The sequence below is a fragment of the Pseudomonas sp. ADAK2 genome (genome assembly GCF_012935755.1).
In the GTDB taxonomy this organism is placed as follows: Bacteria; Pseudomonadota; Gammaproteobacteria; order Pseudomonadales; family Pseudomonadaceae; genus Aquipseudomonas.
On record NZ_CP052862.1, the window covers coordinates 3,157,960 to 3,176,972 of the forward strand.

The 19,013-nt window shown below is 60.9% G+C and carries 17 protein-coding genes; 1 reads left to right on the forward strand and 16 read right to left on the reverse strand.

Annotated features, from left to right (window positions below):
* Positions 1 to 33: 33 nt before the first annotated feature.
* The 16 genes from HKK52_RS14765 to HKK52_RS14840 form a co-directional block, all read right to left on the reverse strand.
* A complete protein-coding gene (locus tag HKK52_RS14765; RefSeq protein ID WP_169371427.1) occupies positions 34 to 363 on the reverse strand; it encodes a hypothetical protein in 330 nt (109 codons plus the stop codon).
* Complete coding sequence (locus HKK52_RS14770) at positions 356 to 1,273, reverse strand: alpha/beta hydrolase (protein WP_169371428.1); 918 nt, start codon at positions 1,271 to 1,273, stop codon at positions 356 to 358. Before HKK52_RS14770 ends, HKK52_RS14765 begins: the two co-directional genes overlap by 8 nt.
* 168 nt (positions 1,274 to 1,441) lie before the next feature.
* A complete protein-coding gene (locus tag HKK52_RS14775) occupies positions 1,442 to 2,719 on the reverse strand; it encodes a flavohemoglobin expression-modulating QEGLA motif protein (protein WP_133837211.1) in 1,278 nt (425 codons plus the stop codon).
* Between the two features lie 36 nt (positions 2,720 to 2,755).
* Complete coding sequence (locus tag HKK52_RS14780) at positions 2,756 to 3,322, reverse strand: hypothetical protein (protein WP_169371429.1); 567 nt, start codon at positions 3,320 to 3,322, stop codon at positions 2,756 to 2,758.
* A 144-nt stretch (positions 3,323 to 3,466) separates the two neighbouring features.
* Positions 3,467 to 4,183 (reverse strand): TetR/AcrR family transcriptional regulator, encoded by a 717-nt coding sequence (locus HKK52_RS14785; protein ID WP_169371430.1) that lies wholly within the window; start codon positions 4,181 to 4,183, stop codon positions 3,467 to 3,469.
* Between the two features lie 102 nt (positions 4,184 to 4,285).
* Positions 4,286 to 5,788 (reverse strand): lysine--tRNA ligase, encoded by a 1,503-nt coding sequence (gene lysS, locus HKK52_RS14790; RefSeq protein ID WP_169371431.1) that lies wholly within the window; start codon positions 5,786 to 5,788, stop codon positions 4,286 to 4,288.
* Between the two features lie 97 nt (positions 5,789 to 5,885).
* Positions 5,886 to 6,981, reverse strand: a protein-coding gene (gene prfB / locus HKK52_RS14795) for a peptide chain release factor 2 (protein WP_169371432.1) whose coding sequence is annotated in 2 segments (ribosomal slippage) — positions 5,886 to 6,908 and positions 6,910 to 6,981 — 1,095 coding nt in all. Because the reading frame shifts where the segments join, the coding sequence is not laid out codon by codon here.
* A gap of 281 nt (positions 6,982 to 7,262) precedes the next feature.
* Complete coding sequence (locus HKK52_RS14800; RefSeq protein WP_169371433.1) at positions 7,263 to 8,264, reverse strand: response regulator; 1,002 nt, start codon at positions 8,262 to 8,264, stop codon at positions 7,263 to 7,265.
* 48 nt (positions 8,265 to 8,312) lie between these two features.
* The gene (locus HKK52_RS14805) at positions 8,313 to 9,323 is read right to left on the reverse strand and encodes a chemotaxis response regulator protein-glutamate methylesterase (protein WP_169371434.1); all 1,011 of its coding nucleotides are present in this window, start codon (positions 9,321 to 9,323) and stop codon (positions 8,313 to 8,315) included.
* Entirely contained in the window at positions 9,320 to 11,611 is a 2,292-nt protein-coding gene (locus HKK52_RS14810) for a hybrid sensor histidine kinase/response regulator (RefSeq protein ID WP_169371435.1), read from the reverse strand. Before HKK52_RS14810 ends, HKK52_RS14805 begins: the two co-directional genes overlap by 4 nt.
* Positions 11,608 to 12,291: a chemotaxis protein CheW gene (locus HKK52_RS14815; RefSeq protein WP_169371436.1), complete on the reverse strand. Its 684-nt coding sequence runs from the start codon at positions 12,289 to 12,291 to the stop codon at positions 11,608 to 11,610. Before HKK52_RS14815 ends, HKK52_RS14810 begins: the two co-directional genes overlap by 4 nt.
* Positions 12,288 to 13,559 carry a CheR family methyltransferase gene (locus HKK52_RS14820; RefSeq protein WP_169371437.1) on the reverse strand — a complete coding sequence of 424 codons (1,272 nt, stop codon included), beginning with the start codon at positions 13,557 to 13,559 and terminating at the stop codon, positions 12,288 to 12,290. The genes HKK52_RS14815 and HKK52_RS14820 overlap by 4 nt, the downstream gene beginning before the upstream one ends.
* Complete coding sequence (locus tag HKK52_RS14825) at positions 13,556 to 14,092, reverse strand: chemotaxis protein CheW (protein ID WP_169371438.1); 537 nt, start codon at positions 14,090 to 14,092, stop codon at positions 13,556 to 13,558. Before HKK52_RS14825 ends, HKK52_RS14820 begins: the two co-directional genes overlap by 4 nt.
* A complete protein-coding gene (locus HKK52_RS14830; RefSeq protein ID WP_169371439.1) occupies positions 14,092 to 15,714 on the reverse strand; it encodes a methyl-accepting chemotaxis protein in 1,623 nt (540 codons plus the stop codon). Before HKK52_RS14830 ends, HKK52_RS14825 begins: the two co-directional genes overlap by 1 nt.
* 96 nt (positions 15,715 to 15,810) lie before the next feature.
* Entirely contained in the window at positions 15,811 to 16,902 is a 1,092-nt protein-coding gene (locus HKK52_RS14835) for an acyltransferase family protein (RefSeq protein ID WP_169371440.1), read from the reverse strand.
* Positions 16,903 to 17,126: 224 nt separating this feature from the next.
* A complete protein-coding gene (locus tag HKK52_RS14840; protein ID WP_169371441.1) occupies positions 17,127 to 17,849 on the reverse strand; it encodes a tellurite resistance TerB family protein in 723 nt (240 codons plus the stop codon).
* 177 nt (positions 17,850 to 18,026) lie between these two features.
* On the opposite strand from HKK52_RS14840, the gene HKK52_RS14845 reads away from it, so the two are divergent.
* Positions 18,027 to 18,941, forward strand: a complete 915-nt coding sequence (locus tag HKK52_RS14845; protein WP_169371442.1) for a LysR family transcriptional regulator — start codon at positions 18,027 to 18,029, stop codon at positions 18,939 to 18,941.
* Positions 18,942 to 19,013 lie beyond the last annotated feature (72 nt).

Genomic DNA, 19,013 nt, shown 5'->3' on the forward strand with positions numbered 1-19,013 from the left:
CCTTCGCGGGCAAGCCTCGCTCCTACAGAATCATCATTGTTCGAGTTTCTGCGGGGTTTCCTGGCCCATGCAGCGCACGGCTTTTTTCTGGCCGTTGATCAACACGCCAGTCAGGCCTTTCTGTTCGGTGTCGAACAATACCAGCACGCCATCAATGCACTGGGCCACTTGCGGCGCTGGTTCCAGCGCGACTTTGTAGTCTTCGCCGGGCACGGTCTTGAGCATGGTGAATTCGTTGAGCAGCAACGCATCCTCGGGCTTGGCGAAATGCAGGTAGCCGTAGTACCACAGCACGCCGACGGTGCCGAGGATGGTGCAGATGCCGGTGATGATCATCGGGATGGCGTTACGTTCTTCACTCATTGCGGACTCTCGGTGGTTCATCTTTTGAATTCAGGGGCACCGGGTAATTCGGGATTTCGCCCAGGCGGCGCAGACCGTTGAAATGCTGCGGGTCTTCGAGGTAGCGCAGCATCACCTGGCGCCAGACCGGGTCGGCGAAGGTCTGCACATGACCGCCACGGGTCAGTTGCAGCACCCGCGGTGGCGGCGCAGCTTGATACAGACGAATGCCGTTGGAAAGGGGCACGAGTGCATCGTCAATGCTGTGGTAGATCAGTTTCGGCACGCCTTTGAGCTGCGCCATGGAGTTGATCGCGCTGTCGCCGTCCGGCACCAGCCACGACAGCGGCACCTGGAGTGGCCAGGTCAGCCACGAGGTGGTCAGGGCAAATCGACCGACATCGCGGTAGCTGGCGGGCGCGCCGTCGAGGACCAACGCCTTGAGCTGAGGCTGGCGTTCCGGGTGCTGAACCAGGTAATGCACGGCCATCGAGCCGCCGAGGCTCTGACCCAGAATAACCAGTGGCTTGCCTTTGACTTCGGGCGCCTGGTCGAGCCATTTGAACGCAGCGTCGATGTCCTGGTAGATCGCCGGAAGGCTCGGTTTGCCTTCGGACAGGCCATAACCGCGGTAGTCCACCAGCAACACCTGGTAACCCTCTTTCGGCAACCACCAGCTGCCACCCAAGTGGTACGACAGGTTGCCGCCATTACCGTGCAAGTGCAGCACCGTGCCTTTGACCTCGACGCCTTTGGCCACCGGCAGCCACCAACCGTGCAGCTTCAGGCCGTCGGCGGTGGTCAGGGTGACGTCGCGGAATTCGAGTTTGGCCTTGTCCGGGGTGAACGGCTGGCCGGGTTCAGGGTAGAACAGCAGCGAGCTGCAACCGCTCAAGGTCAGGAGAAGGCAGACGATGCCGAGGATTCTCATCCGGTGAAACCTCGCAGTGAGTGAAGAAATTCTTAAACCTTACACATCTTTGTGGCGAGGGAGCTTGCTCCCGTTGGACTGCGAAGCAGTCCCCTGCTTTTTTGGGGAAAGAGGGGCCGCTCCGCAGCCCAGCGGGAGCAAGCTCCCTCGCCACAGGTGTTGCGGTGCTTACAGGATGTTGGAGTAGTCGGCTTCGATCCGGTCCAGGCTCAGGTGATTGAGGAAGTTGGAGAAGCACATCCACGCCGACAGTGCGTTCAAGTCGCGGAACTGATCCGGCAAATACTTGGGCGCCACCACCAGGCCTTCATCCACCAACTGGCGCAAGGTCCGCATGTCTTCCAGCGTGGTCTTGCCGCAAAACAGCAGCGGTATCTGCTCCAGTTTGCCTTTACGCACGGCCAACTGAATGTAGTTGTAAACCATGATAAAGCCCTTGAGGTAGGACAAGTCTTTGGTAAATGGCAAGCCATTGGGCACCGAACCACGGAACACCCGACTGGCGTTGCCGTAACTTTCGGCCATTTCGAAGCCTTGCTCGCGGAAGAACTCGAACACCTGCAAGAAGTCCGCACCCTCCTCCACCATGTGAATGGCGCGGGTGCGGTTGGTCAGCTTGCGCAAGCGGCTCGGGTAGGAGGCGAAGGTGATGATTTCCATCAGGATCGCCAGGCCTTCCTGGGTCACGGTCGACGATGGCGGGCCTTTGGACAGGAAGGTGCAGATCGGCTGGTTCAAACCGTTCAGCGTGGTGCCGACATGCACCAGGCCTTCATGGACTTCGAGGGCGCGCACATCACGGTCGTTGAACATCGCATCGGCGCGGATCTTGATGTAGTCGGCGCCCGCCGCAGCGTCGGCGACAATCCCGTCGGACTCGAACACCCGGATGGTTTCCTCGGCTTCACCGAACACTTTGTTGAGTCGATGTTGCAGCAGGCTGACAGCGTCCTTGGCGGTGAGGATTTTCGGCTCATCCTTCAGGTCGCCACGGCCGTCGATGTTGTTCAGATAGTCGGACATCATCAGGCCGAGGTCGGCCAGGGTCGGGTCGCCAGCATGGAACGCGTCGGACGCGGCGCCGTACAGTTCCTGGGAAATCAGCCCGAAATCCTCGGTGCCGCGCGCTTCGAGCATGCGCACCACCATCCGGTATTCCTTGCACATGCGGCGCATGATCTGGCCGACCGGGTTGAACTGGCCGAGCTGGCGGGTGATGTCGCGCTCGATGTTCTGGAATTCCAGTTTCACCTTGCTCGAGTCGAAGGCCAGCGGCCGGTTCAGGTAATAGTCGCGGTCCACGGCGGGCATTTCCTTGCCCTTGGCCTTGAGGAAACCCTTGCGGATGTTGTCGTCCCACTTGACCGCATCGAGGACGCGAATCGGCGTCTGCGCCAGCACTATGCGATCGGACAAAATGCGTATCGTCTGCTGGTAATCGTCCACCCGAAACTCCTGTAGTAGAACCGTTAGGTGCTGACTTTATTTGACTGTTGCTTTGGCTTTGGCCAGGCGCTGGTAGCGCACGGCTTCGACGAACACATCGGAATTGGCCGGGTCGTCGAGGTAAGCGAAGACTTGGTTCATGTCGGTGTTAATCAACACGCCATCGCCGTCGTCGGTCTGGAAGCCTTCGCCACTGAGGACTTTTTGCCCCATGGCCTGGTTGATCTGCTCGAGGTCGAGGTTGTAGACCACCAGTTCGTGCTTTTCGTTGACTTCGAACCCGGCAATGGTGAAGTGGCCGCCGAATCTGGCCGGTACTGGCGCCGACAGGTACCAGCGACTGCCATGGCGCGACACGGTGAAGGGATACGCTTCGCGCTCGCGAGGCTTGGCCTTGAAGTAGCTGACGGCCTGATAGCGGTTGTCGCCGATGCGGGTCAGTTCCAGGTTCATCGGTTCGCCCCAGGCATTGGTGCTGGTCCATTTGCCGAGCAGCCCTTTGGGCGCGGGTTCGCTCGAAGGCAGCGGTTCCTTGAAGGTCACCAGGCAGCCACTGAGCAGCAGGAACGACAAGGCGATCACAACGACGCGCCAGGCTTTCATTCAACACTCCCTATCGATACAGCACGATGATCGTTCCTACGCTCTGCGTGGGAATGCATCCTGTGACGCTCTGCGTCACACCGGGCAAGGGACGCGGAGCGTCCCGGGCGGCATTCCCACGCAGAGCGTGGGAACGATCAAGAGTCAGACCGACGCCAAGACCAGATGCATGTAGCGCGTGAGGATGCCGAGCATTTCGGCTTCGCACGCAGGCTCGGCGTCGTTGAGCAGGCCCTGATATTCCATCCGTCCGATAATCGCCGTCAACACTTTGGCATCCTGTTGTGGCTCACGGGAGCCCAATACCTCGAAAAGCTGGCAGGTGCCCTGCAACAGAATCTGCTGATGCGAACGCACCAACACCGCCAGGCGCGGGTTCAACAAGGCTTCCTGACGGAACGCCTGCTCGGCCATCAAATGCTCGCGACGATTAATCAATTGCCGATGAACATAGTCCGCCATCAACCGCGCGATATCGTCCGCCAACTGCGAGCGCGACTCCGGAGTGCCATCGCCGCTGACCACCATCTCGCGCAACAGCCCTTCGTTGCTGACCCACAGCTTGCCCATGTAAGCCGCGCTGCGTTCCACGTATTGGGCGAAGGTATCGGTGAGCAGGTCATCGATATCCTTGAAATAGTAAGTGGTGGCCGACAATGGCACACCGGCCTCTGCCGCCACCGCACGGTGCCGTACCGCGCGCACGCCGTCGCGCACGACAATGCGCATGGCCGCATCGAGAATGTCCTGTCGACGCTGTTCGCTGCCCTGTCGGCTGGCCTTGCGGCCCTGGTACTGAACACTTTCAGCGACCGCAGTGGCGATACCCGCTGCACCTTCTTGAGCCATTGCACGATTCACGACAGGTCTTCCTCTCTTACGTCAAAAGTAACCAATTGATACGTTTGTACCAGACAGGCAATAAAAAGCCGCCTGTTTTAGGCGGCTTTTTAACTGAAACGTTTACGCTTGCGGCCGCATGTGCGGGAACAGGATCACGTCGCGGATCGACGGTGAGTTGGTCAGCAACATCACCAACCGGTCGATGCCGATCCCTTCACCGGCCGTTGGCGGCATGCCGTACTCCAGCGCACGAACGAAGTCGGCGTCGTAGTGCATGGCTTCGTCGTCGCCGGCGTCCTTGTCGGCCACCTGGGCCATGAAGCGCTCGGCCTGGTCTTCCGCGTCGTTCAACTCGGAGTAGGCGTTGGCGATTTCGCGGCCGCCGATGAACAGCTCGAACCGGTCGGTGACGTTCGGGTTGTCATCGTTGCGACGGGCCAGCGGCGACACTTCGAACGGGTACTGGGTGATGAAGTGCGGCTGTTCCAGCTTGTGCTCGACCAGCTCTTCGAAAATCATCACCTGCAACTTGCCCAGACCTTCGAAGCCCAGCACCTTGGCGCCGGCCTTCTTGGCGATGGCGCGGGCCTTGTCGATGTCGGTCAGGTCGTCAGCGGTCAGCTCAGGGTTGTACTTGAGGATCGAGTCGAACACCGACAGACGCACGAACGGTTCGCCGAAGTGGAACACCTTGTCGCCGTACGGGACATCAGTGCTGCCCAGGACCAGCTGCGCCAGTTCGCGGAACAGTTCTTCGGTCAGGTCCATGTTGTCTTCGTAGTCGGCGTAAGCCTGGTAGAACTCCAACATGGTGAATTCAGGGTTGTGACGGGTCGAGACGCCTTCGTTACGGAAGTTGCGGTTGATCTCGAACACTTTCTCGAAACCGCCGACTACCAGGCGCTTCAGATACAGCTCCGGCGCGATGCGCAGGTACATGCCCATGTCCAGCGCGTTGTGGTGCGTTTCGAACGGCTTGGCCGCCGCGCCACCCGGGATGGTTTGCAGCATCGGCGTTTCGACTTCGAGGAAGTCACGCTGCATCAGGAAGGCACGGGTGTGCGCGATCACTTGCGAACGCACGCGGAAGGTATTGCGTACTTCTTCGTTGACGATCAGGTCAACGTAACGCTGGCGATAGCGCTGTTCGGTGTCGGTCAGGCCATGGTGCTTGTCCGGCAGCGGACGCAGCGATTTGGTCAGCAGGCGCACTTCGGTCATTTCGACGTACAGGTCGCCCTTGCCGGAACGTGCCAGGGTGCCAACGGCAGCAATGATGTCGCCCATGTCCCAGGTTTTCACCGAGGCCAGGGTGTCTTCGGACAGGGTTTTACGGTTGACGTAAACCTGGATGCGACCGGTCATGTCCTGGATCACCATGAACGAGCCACGGTTGAGCATGATGCGACCGGCAACCTTGACCGGGATTGCAGCCTCTGCCAGCTCTTCCTTGGTCTTGTCCGCGTATTTCTTCTGCAGTTCTTCGCAGTAGTTTTCGCGGCGGAAGTCGTTCGGGAAGGCATTGCCCTTGGCGCGCTCGGCAGCCAGCTTTTCCTTGCGCAGGGCGATCAGGGAGTTTTCTTCCTGTTGCAGGGCTTGCGGGTCGAGTTCTAGGTCGCTCATGTCTTTAAAAATTCCATCACAGGTTCGTTGCCCCCGGCTGTGAGCCGGGGTTCGCGGGCAAGCCTCGCTCCTGCAGGTTGAATCTGCAGGGCGTGCCTTAGAGCCCTTGTTTCAAGCTTGCTACCAGGTATTCGTCGATATCGCCGTCCAGCACCTTGTCGCAGTCACTGCGTTCGATGTTAGTGCGCAAATCCTTGATCCGCGACGCATCGAGCACATAAGAACGAATCTGGTGACCCCAGCCGATGTCCGACTTGGTGTCTTCCAGGGCCTGGGAGGCGGCGTTGCGTTTCTGCACTTCCTGCTCGTACAAGCGCGCCCGCAACATTTTCATCGCGGTGTCTTTGTTGGCGTGCTGGGAGCGTTCGTTCTGGCAGCTGACCACGGTGTTGGACGGTACGTGGGTGATCCGTACGGCCGAGTCGGTGGTGTTTACGTGCTGGCCACCGGCACCGGAGGAGCGGTAGGTGTCGATGCGCAGGTCCGACGGGTTGATGTCGATTTCGATGTTGTCATCGATTTCCGGCGACACGAACACGGCCGAGAACGAGGTGTGGCGACGGTTGCCGGAGTCGTACGGGCTCTTGCGCACCAGACGGTGCACGCCGATCTCGGTACGTAACCAGCCAAAGGCGTATTCGCCCTTGATGTGCACCGTGGCGCCCTTGATCCCGGCGACTTCACCGGCCGACAGCTCCATGATGGTCGCGTCGAAACCGCGTTTGTCAGCCCAGCGCAGGTACATGCGCAGCAGGATGTTGGCCCAGTCCTGGGCTTCGGTACCGCCAGAGCCGGCCTGGATATCCAGGTAGGCGTTGTTGGCGTCCATCTCACCGCTGAACATGCGACGGAATTCGAGTTTTTCCAGGGCTTCGCGCAGACGCTCGACTTCGGTCGCGACGTCATCGACGGCGGCCTGGTCTTCTTCTTCGGCGGACATCAGCAGCAGTTCTTTGGCATCGGCCAGGCCGGTGTGCATTTCGTCGAGGGTTTCGACGATCTGCGCCAGCAGCGAACGCTCGCGCCCCAGTTCCTGGGCGTACGACGGGTTGTTCCAGACTGCCGGATCTTCAAGCTCGCGATTGACTTCAGTCAGACGCTCATGCTTTTGATCGTAGTCAAAGATACCCCCGAATAGTTTCGGAGCGCTCGGACAGGTCCTTGATACTGTTAAGGATCGGGTTGATTTCCATGGCGGGCAGCACTCGTTGGCGAACTTTTGAAAGCCGGCGAGTATAACGTAATCAAGCTGTCACGGCAGCCCGCCTGGCGGCTTTAGGGGTGAATGATTTGGGCTGTAGCTATGAGGAAGCTGACGCTTGTAGCAGCTGCCGAGCCCGCGAGGCTGCGTTCGAGGACGAAGTCCTCGCCACCGCGTCATACCTGAAAGAACGAGTCGTCTGGTTTTACGACGGCTTCGCCGCCGAACGCAGCCTCGCGGGCTCGGCAGCTGCTACCAAGGATTTGTGGCGGATTATTCAATCCCCACCTGATTGCGCCCATTGTTCTTCGCCAGATACAGCCCCTTGTCCGCCGCCGAGATCAACTGCCGGCAATCGCTGCCCGCCTGCGGGGTGATGGTCGACAGGCCAATGCTGATCGTCAGATTCGCCCCCTCCGCCGGGAATACATGGGGAATCTTCAACGCCGCCACCGTCTGGCGCAGTTTCTCCGCCACCAGCCGCGCGCCGCCCGGCGACGTATTGGGCAGTACCAAGGCAAACTCTTCACCACCATAACGCGCCGGCAGGTCCGACGGTCGGGCGCTGGCGTCGCGAATTGCGGTGGCGACTTTGCGCAGCGCCTCGTCACCTTCCAGGTGGCCGAAGCTGTCGTTGTAGGACTTGAAGTAGTCCACATCGATCATCAGCAGCGACAGCTGAGTCTGATCACGCAGCGAGCGGCGCCACTCCAGTTCCAGGTACTCGTCGAAGTGCCGGCGGTTCGACAGGCCGGTCAGGCCGTCTGAGTTCATCAGGCGTTGCAAGACGAGGTTGGTGTCGAGCAACTGCTGCTGGCTGACTCGCAGCGCGCGATAGGCCGCGTCGCGCTGCAGCAAGGTCATGTAGGAGCGCGAGTGATAGCGGATGCGCGCCACCAGTTCGATGTTGTCCGGCAGTTTCACCAGGTAATCGTTGGCGCCGGCCGCGAACGCCGCGCTTTTGATCAGCGGGTCTTCCTTGGTCGACAGGACGATGATCGGAATGTCCTTGGTCGCCGGGTGATTGCGGTATTCACGCACCAGAGTCAAACCGTCGAGACCGGGCATGACTAGGTCTTGCAGGATAACGGTCGGCTTGATCCGAATCGCCTGGGCAATGGCCTGGTGCGGGTCGGCGCAGAAGTGGAAGTCGATGTTCTCTTGATTCGCCAGACCGCGCCGAACCGCCTCGCCGATCATCGCCTGATCGTCCACCAACAACACCATGGCGGCGTTTTCGTCGGTCTTGAAGTCGTCGAGCTGTAAGTCATTCATGTGCGGTCACCTGAGTACTACTTGGGCCAGGATTGCTGAGAAAAGCCTTCATTTGGGGAATATCTCCAGCAATCGTGGCGCTATCTTGTCCAGTGGGCGAATTTCAACGGCAGCGTCGATGGCCGCAGCCGCTTTCGGCATGCCGTACACCGCACTGCTGTTCTGGTCCTGCGCGATGGTCAGGTAGCCCTGTTGGCGCATGAGTTTAAGCCCCTGCGCCCCGTCGCGGCCCATACCGGTCAGCAAAACGCCCACGGCGTCGCCGTTCCAGTAACTGGCCACGCTCTCGAAAAACACATCGATCGAGGGCCGGTAAATCTCGTTGACCGGTTCGGCGGTGTAGGCCAGCGTCCCGTTCTTCAACAAGCGAATATGGTGGTTGGTGCCGGCCAGCAACACCGTGCCGGCCTGGGGCGGTTCGCCTTCCTGGGCCAGGCGCACATTGAGGCCGCTGGCGCTGCTGAGCCATTCGGCCATGCCGGCGGCGAACACCTGGTCCACGTGCTGCACCAGCACGATGGCCGCGGAAAAATCCCGCGGCAGGCCCTTGAGCAACAATTCCAGCGCCGCCGGCCCGCCCGCGGACGAGCCGATGGCCACCAGTTTTTGCCGCGAGCCCGAGCTGCGCAGCGGGCTCGGCGCCGCTCGCACCCGGTTGCCCTTGTCGCCGATCAGCCAACCGATGTTCATGATCTTGCGCAGCAACGGCGCCGCCGCCTCTGCCGCATTGCCGGCGCCGATGGCGGGCGTATCCACCACATCCAGCGCACCGTGGCCCATGGCTTCGAACACTCGATGCACGTTCTGCTGGCGGTCCACCGTGACAATCACAATGGCGCAGGGCGTATCGGCCATGATCCGCCGGGTCGCCTCCACGCCGTCCATCACCGGCATGATCAAGTCCATCAGGATCAGGTCCGGCGTCTGTTCGGCGCAACGTTGTACGGCCTCGGCGCCGTTGCTGGCGACCCAGATCACCTGGTGCGCCGGTTCGAATGCCAAGGCGCGGCGCAGGGCCTCTACCGCCATGGGCATGTCGTTGACGATTGCGATTTTCATGCACGCGCTCCCCCGATGAGCTCAACCACTGCATCGAGCAGGGCGTCGTCATGAAAACTGGCTTTGGCTAGATAATAGTCGGCTCCGGCGTCCAGTCCACGACGACGGTCCTCTTCGCGATCTTTATAGGACACCACCATAACCGGCAGCGATTGCAGGCGGTTGTCCCGGCGCAATAAAGACACCAGTTCGATGCCGTCCATGCGCGGCATATCGATGTCGGTAATCAGCAGGTCAAAATCCTCCGAACGCAGGGCGTTCCAGCCATCCATACCGTCCACCGCCACGGCCACGTCGTAGCCGCGATTGAGCAGCAACTTGCGCTGCAACTCGCGCACGGTCAGGGAATCGTCCACCACCAGAATCCGCTTGCGCGCTGCTTCCGGGGCCTGATTGCTGTGACGGGCAATGCGCTCCAGACGCCCGGTATTGAGCAGTTTGTCCACCGAACGCAGCATGTCTTCGACGTCGACGATCAACACCACCGATCCATCGTCGAGCAAAGCCCCGGCGGAAATGTCTTGAATCTTGCCCAGCCGCTCATCCAGCGGCAATACGACCAAGGTCCGCTCGCCAATAAAGCGCTCGACGGCCACGCCGTAGATCGCATCGCGCTCGCGAATCACCACGACCTTGAGGGTTTGCTGGCTGTTCTGGCTCGCCGGGCGCTGCAACAGCTGACTGGCTGCAACCAACCCGACATGCCGGCCTTCGTACCAGAAGTGCTGGCGGCCTTCGAGCTGGACGATGTCTTCCGGCTCCAGGTCGCACATGCGCTCGATGTGCGCCAGCGGAAAGGCGTAGGCCTCGTCGCCGACCTCCACCACCAGGCTGCGCACCACCGACAGGGTCAGCGGCACTTCCAGATGGAAACGACTGCCCTCGCCCGCCGTCTGTTCCAGCACTACCGCGCCGCGCAATTGCCGGACCATGTGCTGAACCGCATCGAGGCCGACGCCGCGCCCCGAGACTTCGGTGACCTTGTCCCGCAGGCTGAACCCCGGAAGGAACAGGAACGTCAGCAGTTCTTCTTCGCTCAGCTGCGCGGCGGTTTCTGCTGGAGACAATTGCCGCTCAATGATGCTGCGGCGGACCTTTTCCAGATCGACGCCATTGCCGTCATCGCTCAGTTCCAGCACCAACAAACCGGCCTGGTGGGACGCACGCAAACGGATCAGGCCTTCCGGCTGTTTACCGGCCAATAGCCGTTGTTCCGGACTTTCGATGCCATGGTCCACGGCGTTGCGCAGCAGGTGCGTCAGCGGCGCTTCGAGTTTTTCCAGCACGTCGCGGTCGACCTGGGTCTTTTCGCCTTCGATCTCCAGCCGCACTTGTTTGCCCAGATCGCGACCGAGGTCGCGGACCATGCGCACTTGCCCGGTCAGCACGTCGGCAAACGGCCGCATGCGACAGGCCAGGGCCGTGTCGTACAACACCTGCGCGCGCTGACTGGCGTGCCAGGCGAATTCATCCAGTTCGGCGTTCTTTTCCACCAGCAATTGCTGGGACTCGGCCAACAACCGGCGGGCATCGTCCAGCGCTTCCTGGGCTTCCAGGCTCAGGTTCTGGTCCTTGAGGTGGACGTTGAGGTTTTCCAGGGCGCGCAGGCCATTGCTCTGCGTGCGTTTGAGGCGCTGCATGGTGGCCAGGTGCGGTTTGAGCCGCAGGGTTTCCACCAGGGATTTGCTCGACAGGTCGAGCAGGCTGTTCAGGCGTTCGGCGGTGACCCGCAACACCCGCTCACCGTTTTCGGTGGTGCGTTTGGTCTTGCGCGGCGGCTCGGCGGGGGCAATCGGCAGCGATTCGACGACCGGAATCGGCACTTCGACCACCGGTGGCTGTAATTGCTGTTCGTCCATGAAGGGCGCAATCGGCGTGCTGATCGGCGGCGCCAGGGCCATCGGATCGAGCAAGCGTCCCATCAGCGCCACATAGGCATCGATTTCTATCGCCGAAGGGGCATTGGTTGGCGTCGCGATGCGCATCAACAGGTCGGTGCCCTGCAGCAACGCATCGATGTGCTCGGGGCGCAGATACAGCCGGCCTTCCTGCGCACTGACCAGGCAATCCTCCATGACATGGGCGACGCTGACCCCGGCATCCACGCCGACAATCCGCGCCGCGCCCTTGAGCGAGTGCGCCGCGCGCATGCACGATTCCAGGTGATCGGCTTGGGTCGGATCGCGTTCGAGGGCCAACAGACCAGCGCTCAGCACCTGGGTCTGGGCCTCGGCTTCCAGGCTGAACAGTTCCAGCAAAGAGGCGTCACGCATTTGCTCGGGGGTCATGTGAGGCTCCGGGTCACGGCGGACAATAACTGTTCTTCATCCAACCAACGCAGGCTGCGACCTTTGAATTGCAACACGCCACGGGTGTACTTCGCACTGGCCTGGGCACCCGACTGCGACGCGGCATCGAGAATGCGTTCGTCGATGGCATGAATGCCGTCCACTTCGTCCACCGGCACCACCACCGGGCCACCGCGAGCGGCGATGATCAACATGCGCGGCATGACCCGCGCGCCCGACGCCACCGGGTTGCTGGTGTCGAGACCGAGCAGCTCCACCAGCGACAGGCACGCCACCAGGGCGCCGCGCACGTTCGCCACGCCGAGCAAGGCCCGGGAGCGCTGGTGCGGCAACGAGTGAATGGTTTGCAGCGGCGCCACTTCCACCAGGCTGCGGGTGGCCAGGCCCAACCATTCTTCGCCGAGGCGGAACATCAGCAGTGAGCGGGTCTTGACGTCGGTTTCGACGGCCATCGCCACTTGCTCGTGATCTTCCTGCTGCAAGGCGTAGCGATCGAGCAAACGCGTGGCGGCGGCGGAATACACCGCGCAATTGCGGCAGTGAATGTGTTCGACCAGCAGCGGGCACGACTTGTCGCCGTGGATGCCGATACGGTTCCAGCAGTCGTCGATGGCCTGGGCATCTTCATGGGTGACGCTCAAGGTGTCAGAGACGCTCATCGTTTACGCTCACTGTCGGCGGCGCGCTCGCTGCGGGCGGCGCGGTCCTGCAATCGTCTGGCGCCCGCCGTGTCGCCCTGGGATTGCAGCAAGGCTGCCAGGTGCATCAACGCGTCGGGGTGCTGCGGTTCGAGGTACAACGCCTTGCGATAAAACCCTTGGGCTTCCAGTGCGCGGCCGGCCACATCGCTGAGCAGTCCCAGCCAATAAAATACCTGAGCCACCGGTTCGTGGCTGCGCAGATAACTGTCGCAGGCGGCACGGGCTTCGGCACTTTTGCCTTCGTTGGCCAGCGCCGCAATGTTCGCCAGCAGCGCGGCGGCGTCCGGGTTGGCGGTTTTCACGGTAGCGGGCAACGGCACGACGCTGGCGAACGGGCGGCTGCGCACTGGCGGCGGAGTCACGCTGCGCACCGGTTGCCGCACCGGCAGCGGGGTTGGAACGAAAGCCGGCAAAGGTTCGGGCTCCGGCGCACTTTGGCGGCTGAAGGCAAACGACTGCGCAATGCCGATCGAACGCATGCCCAGACGCCCGAGCAAACTGCCCTCGGCCGGGCCGATAAACAGCACACCGTCGACGTGGGTCAGGCGCTTGAGCACTTCGAATACTTGTTGCTGGGTCGGCTGGTCGAAATAGATCAGCAGGTTGCGACAGAACACAAAGTCATAGGGCGGTTCGCTGGCCAGCAGGGCCGGATCCAGCAGATTGCCGACCTGCAAACGCACCTGTTCCAGCACCCGCTCGCTGAGACGAAAACCGTCCTCTTCGGCGCTGAAATGCCGCTCGCGAAAGGCGATGTCCTGCCCGCGAAAGGAGTTCTTGGTGTACAGCGCACGCTTGGCTTTCTCTACCGAAAGCGGGCTGACGTCCATGCCTTCGACCTTGAACTGATGCGGCTTGAGCCCGGCATCGAGCAAGGCCATGGCGATGGAGTACGGCTCTTCGCCGGTGGAACACGGCAGGCTGAGGATCCGCAGGGCGCGCATGTTATTGATGTCGGCCAGGCGTTTGCTCGCCAGTTTCGCCAGCGTGGCGAAGGATTCCGGGTAACGGAAAAACCAGGTTTCCGGGACGATCACCGCTTCGATCAGCGCCTGTTGCTCATCTCGCGAGCCTTGCAGGGTGTGCCAATACTCGTCGGCGGTCAGCGCCTGGGAGGCGGTGGTGCGCTGGCGCACCGCGCGTTCGATGATCGCCGGGCCCACCGACGCGACGTCGAGGCCGATGCGGTCCTTGAGAAAATCGAAAAAGCGCTGGTCGCTGCTCATGGCTGTTCCTCAACCTGTGTCAGGTCCAGGGGCGGCGATGGAAACAGCAGCGCGCGCACCTGCTCATCCAGCAGATCGGCGACGCGCACCCATTGCAGCAAACCCTGGGCATCCTTGCGCACCGGACCGAGGTACGGCGCCTGGCGATTGTCCAGGCCATAGGGCTGAAAATCCGCCGGGTTGCAACGCACGGTATCGGTGGCCTGTTCCAGTATCAGCCCGAGCAGTTGCGCCGGCGTCGCTTCGTCCGGCCGATAGTGCACCAGCACCAGGCGCGTGCTGGTGCGGGCCTGGGCCGGTTGGCCGAAGGTCAGCGCACTGAGGTCGATCACCGGCACCACCGCGCCGCGATAGGCAAACACCCCGGCCACCCACTCGGGTGCCCGGGCAATCGGCTTCAATGGCACGCGCGGCAGCACTTCCGCCACCTCGATGGCTTGCAGGGCATAACGCTCGTTACCGACGCGAAACACCAGGAACAGCGCCTGCTTCGCCGACACCACGGCAGTGCGTTTGGCCGCGAGTTCGCTCATCAGACTTTAAATCGCGAGACGCCGCTGCGCAGCCCGACCGCCACCTGGCTCAGTTCGTCGATGGCGAAACTGGCCTGGCGCAAGGACTCGACGGTCTGGCTGCTGGCATCGCCCAACTGCACCAGCGCGTGGTTGATCTGTTCGGCACCGGTGGCCTGGGCCTGCATGCCTTCGTTGACCATCAACACCCGCGGCGCCAACGCCTGGACCTGATGAATGATCTGCGACAGCTGCTCGCCGACCTGCTGCACTTCGGACATGCCGCGGCGCACTTCTTCGGAGAACTTGTCCATGCCCATGACCCCGGCCGAGACCGCCGACTGGATCTCACGGACCATTTGCTCGATGTCGTAAGTGGCCACGGCAGTCTGGTCCGCCAGACGCCGCACTTCGGTGGCGACCACGGCGAAACCGCGACCGTATTCACCGGCCTTCTCGGCTTCGATGGCGGCGTTGAGCGACAACAGGTTGGTCTGGTCGGCGACCTTGACGATGGTCACCACCACCTGATTGATGTTGCCGGCCTTCTCGTTGAGGATCGCCAGTTTGGCGTTGACCAGGTCGGCCGCGCCCATCACCGAGTGCATGGTGTCTTCCATGCGTGCCAGGCCCTGTTGCCCGGAACCGGCCAGCACCGAGGCCTGATCGGCGGCGGTGGAAACTTCGGTCATGGTGCGCACCAGGTCGCGGGAGGTGGCGGCGATTTCACGGGAGGTCGCGCCGATTTCGGTGGTGGTGGCGGCAGTTTCAGTGGCGGTGGCTTGTTGTTGCTTGGAGGTGGCAGCGATTTCGGTGACCGAGGTGGTGACCTGCACCGACGAACGCTGGGCCTGGGACACCAGCGAGGTCAGCTCGGTCATCATGTCGTTGAAGCCGGTTTCCACGGCGTTGAATTCGTCCTTGCGCTCCAGGTTCAGGCGGCTGCTGAGGTCGCCGGTGCGCATGATTTCGAGGATCTGCACGATGCGATTCATCGGCGCCATGATCGCCCGCATCAGCAGCAGGCCACAGAGGCCGGCGGCCAGCACCGCGATCAGCAGGGAAACCCCCATGATGGTTTTCGCGGTGAGCACGGCGTCATCGATGATCACCATGTCCTGGTCGGCTACCGCTTTGTTTTCGCGCAGGATGTCATTGAGTTTCATGCGCCCTGCGGTCCACGCCGGGGTCAGTTGCTCGTTGAACAACTTAATGGCCTCGGCTTCCTGATTGCGTTTATGCAAGTCGAGGACAGCGGCGAGGACCTTGCCGTAATCCTCATGAAGTTTTTCGAAGGCGGCGAATTCAACCCGATCTTCATCCGTGGTGACCGTTTTGCGATAGCTCTCCATCGCATCGATCACGCGCGCCTCGAAGCTTTTGAAGTCGGCGGCGTCTTCGGCACTGATGCCCTGCCCTTCCTTCAAGCCGAGCATTTCCTGGGTCTGCAGGAAACTGTCGACCCAGGCGCCACGAATGGTCGAGCTGTAATAAACCCCGGGTAACGCGTCGTCGCGGACGCTGGCTTCGCTGACTTCAATCTTCAGCAGCCGGGAATACGAGACGACCACCATCAACAGCATGATGGCGATAATGACCGCAAAGCTCGCCAAGATGCGTTGGCGCAACGTCCAGTTCTTCACAGTATGTCCTCGGGGCCATTTTCAAATGCTGCGGAGTATAGCTGAGGGTGTCTCATTTATAAGACGCCAGACCTGCCACTTCTCATTCTGGTGCCGCTACTTTCCAGCGCTGCTGTCGCTTGCCGGTGTGTTCAGCGGCGACACACGGTGTGTGGCGCCGGTCTGTAGCCTTTTATTGAGGGTTCTTGCGAGGCTGACGCAGGGCTTTTCCAACAAGGCGTAGCTGATGCTCGAGAGCGCGAGCGTCGCCAGGATGTACAACAGAAAAACACCCACGTTGAACGCTGCCGGCAGGTTTGTTACGTAGGCCGCCCACTCCAGGAAGAAGGGATGCACGAGATAAACCGAATAACTGATGGTGCCCAGATAAGTCAGGCTTTTTACTGGCCGGCGCAAAAACAGGGTCATGGCGATAGCAAATGCCATCCCTGCCAGGTAACTGACCCAGTACGAGTAAGGGTTTTCGTTATGCCCATAATTGGCGTTATAGGCGAGAAAACAAATGAACGGCAGGAAAACGAAGAACAGTGCGAGCCACGCATACACGTACTTGCGATCCAACTGCCTGGTGGAACCCAAACTGACGTCTCGCCAGAAACTGCCAAAGAACATGATCGACAGGCATAAAGGCAATCCCACGGGGATTTTTTTCGCCAGATAAAATCGGGCTATTGAAAAAACCAGCGCCACGAGCAACAACCCGACCGCCGCGCCAAAGCGTACGGAGACACGTCCCAGCAAGCCGACGCTAAATAACGCGGCGCAGGACATGTAAAAAAACATCTCCATGATCAGTGTCCAATAGACGCCAAATAAATCAGGCGCCCCCAAGAGCGCCTGAAACATCGTCATGTTGATCAGTACGTTATTAACCGGGACCGGCGTCGATAAAAACCAGTACGAACTGATGACAGCCAGCGCAATGGAAAACCAGTAGGCCGGGTACAGCCTGAAGAATCTGGAAACGCCAAAGGCAACCAGCGCATGCTTCCCCTCTTTCAGGCTATAGGGAATAACCATCCCGCTAAGCAGGAAAAAGATGACGACACCCATTTGCCCAAGGTTCACATAGGTGAAAAAGAAGGTGTCCTTGAGCGGCGTCCGTTCGATGAAGTGAGCCACCACGACCATCATCGCAGCGATGCCTCTCAGGGCATCCAGGTGTGTCAGGCGATTCTGCGAGGTCATGCGTCGCGTCCTTTGCGATACCTGCGCTTTGGCGCCGGCAATATCAGGTTTCCGTGCCGTTGCAGACAGCGGTGTAGAGCGGGGACTTTCCGCTATCTCGGGGAAGGAGTACCAGTGGCGTATCGGCAAAAATGGGCGGTGGAATGGTCATTGGGAGATGTGTTGGGTTGAGGACGCCTTCGCGGTGCGACGATTCGACTTGCCCGCGAAGGCGATTTCGAGATTTACAGGGAAGCCTGCCGCACCTGCTTCTCCAGCTCTGCCTTCAAACCCGGCTCAAGTTTCAACTGCCGCGCCAGTTCATCGAGGTAGGACTTCTCCATGAAGTTCTCCTCATCCACCAGCATCACACTGGCGATGTACATCTCGGCGGCCATTTCCGGGGTGCTGGCGGCGCGGGCGACGTCGGTCGGGTCCAGGGGTTTGTTGAGTTCGGCGTGCAGCCAGTGTTGCAGTTCCTGGTCGTTATCGAGTTTGGTGAATTCACCTTCGATCAATGCGCGTTCGCGCTCATCGACGTGGCCATCAGCTTTGGCCGCTGCCACCAGGGCCTTGAGAATCGCCTGGCTGTGCAACTCGACCTGCGCGGGCGGCAAGCGGTCGACGGTTTGCGGTTCAGTCTTCGGTGCCGTGCCCTGCTGGGCCTGCCAGTTGCCGTAGGCCTTGTAGGCAATCACGCCCAGCGCCGCGAGACCGCCGTAGATGGCGACCTTGCCGCCCACCTTGCGCACCTTCTTGTTCCCCATCAGCAGCCCCATCGCGCCAGCCGCCAACGCACCGCCCCCCGCCCCCGAGAGCAAGCCACCGAGGCCGCCCGAGCCACCGCTGCCGCCGAGCAAACCGCCCAAGCCACTGCCGGAAGACTTGTTCTGATGACCGCCAGATTTCTTCTGCAACATGTCCTGGCCGGACTTGAGTAGCTGATCGAGTAATCCACGGGTGTTCATTTGCTGCCTCCACGAATTCGGGGTAACCGGATCATTAAGGCCACCAGCCTAGATCGAAAGTGCCCGGTGCCTGCTTGCGAGAGTGCTTCGAGATGTTGCCCGCCTTCGGCAGCCCTTCAGAAAAAAAGATATACACTCGAATAAATCTATAAAAACCGCCCACCGGGTACGTTCCCCATGATGACCTTGCGTCAAATCCGTCATTTCATCGCCGTGGCCGAGACCGGCTCGATCTCCGCCGCCGCGCAAACCGCGTTTATTTCTCAGTCCACCCTGACCCTGGCGATCCAGCAACTGGAACAGGAAATCGGCGTCAGCCTGTTCAACCGTCACGCTAAAGGCATGACGCTTACGCACCAAGGGCATCAATTCCTACGCCAGGCGCACTTGATTCTGGCCACCGTCGATAATGCCAAACGCAGCCTCCAGCAAAGCACCGATCAGGTGGCCGGCCAGTTGATCGTCGGCGTGACCAGCCTCGTTGCCGGTTACTACCTCGCCGATTTGCTTACCCGCTTTCAACGCGCCTACCCCAACGTCGAAATCCGCGTGATGGAAGACGAGCGTCCTTACATCGAGCATTTGCTGGTCAGCGGCGAGATTGATGTCGGCGTGCTGATCCTTTCCAACCTCGAAGACCGCCACGCCTTGCAGACCGAAGTGCTGACCCATTCCCCCCACCGCTTGTGGCTACCGGCGCAGCACCCATTGCTGGAACACGACAGCATCAACCTCGCCGACGTGACGCGCGAACCGCTGATTCAGCTCAACGTCGATGAAATGGACCGCAACGCCCAGCGCATGTGGTCAGCGGCGTCGCTGCAACCGCGCATCACCCTGCGGACCGCTTCAACGGAAGCCGTGCGAAGCCTGGTCGCCGCGGGTTTAGGTGTGTCTATCCAGCCCGACATGACCTATCGCCCATGGTCCCTGGAGGGCGACATCATCGAAGCCCGGCCCATCGCCGACCTCAGCCAAACCCTCGACGTCGGCTTGGCCTGGCGCCGTGGCACTGCACGTCCGGCGCTGGTCGATCCGTTCCTGACCGTCGCCCGTGAGCAGCCCCACGGCGGGCGCAAGCCATCTATTTAATCGAACGCCTCCTTCAGTATTTAGAATTTGTCGACCGCAGGTCCGCGCACTAGTCTTGTTACATCTTTATAA

Bases quoted from the DNA above. Each gene is read 5' to 3' on its own strand.
- HKK52_RS14765 (WP_169371427.1), bottom strand. From the start codon at position 363: ATGAGTGAAGAACGTAACGCCATCCCGATGATCATCACCGGCATCTGC.
- HKK52_RS14770 (WP_169371428.1), bottom strand. From the start codon at position 1,273: ATGAGAATCCTCGGCATCGTCTGCCTTCTCCTGACCTTGAGCGGTTGC.
- HKK52_RS14780 (WP_169371429.1), bottom strand. From the start codon at position 3,322: ATGAAAGCCTGGCGCGTCGTTGTGATCGCCTTGTCGTTCCTGCTGCTC.
- lysS (WP_169371431.1), bottom strand. From the start codon at position 5,788: ATGAGCGACCTAGAACTCGACCCGCAAGCCCTGCAACAGGAAGAAAAC.
- HKK52_RS14800 (WP_169371433.1), bottom strand. From the start codon at position 8,264: ATGAATGACTTACAGCTCGACGACTTCAAGACCGACGAAAACGCCGCC.
- HKK52_RS14805 (WP_169371434.1), bottom strand. From the start codon at position 9,323: ATGAAAATCGCAATCGTCAACGACATGCCCATGGCGGTAGAGGCCCTG.
- HKK52_RS14810 (WP_169371435.1), bottom strand. From the start codon at position 11,611: ATGACCCCCGAGCAAATGCGTGACGCCTCTTTGCTGGAACTGTTCAGC.
- HKK52_RS14815 (WP_169371436.1), bottom strand. From the start codon at position 12,291: ATGAGCGTCTCTGACACCTTGAGCGTCACCCATGAAGATGCCCAGGCC.
- HKK52_RS14820 (WP_169371437.1), bottom strand. From the start codon at position 13,559: ATGAGCAGCGACCAGCGCTTTTTCGATTTTCTCAAGGACCGCATCGGC.
- HKK52_RS14825 (WP_169371438.1), bottom strand. From the start codon at position 14,092: ATGAGCGAACTCGCGGCCAAACGCACTGCCGTGGTGTCGGCGAAGCAG.
- HKK52_RS14835 (WP_169371440.1), bottom strand. From the start codon at position 16,902: ATGACCTCGCAGAATCGCCTGACACACCTGGATGCCCTGAGAGGCATC.
- HKK52_RS14840 (WP_169371441.1), bottom strand. From the start codon at position 17,849: ATGAACACCCGTGGATTACTCGATCAGCTACTCAAGTCCGGCCAGGAC.
- HKK52_RS14845 (WP_169371442.1), top strand. From the start codon at position 18,027: ATGATGACCTTGCGTCAAATCCGTCATTTCATCGCCGTGGCCGAGACC.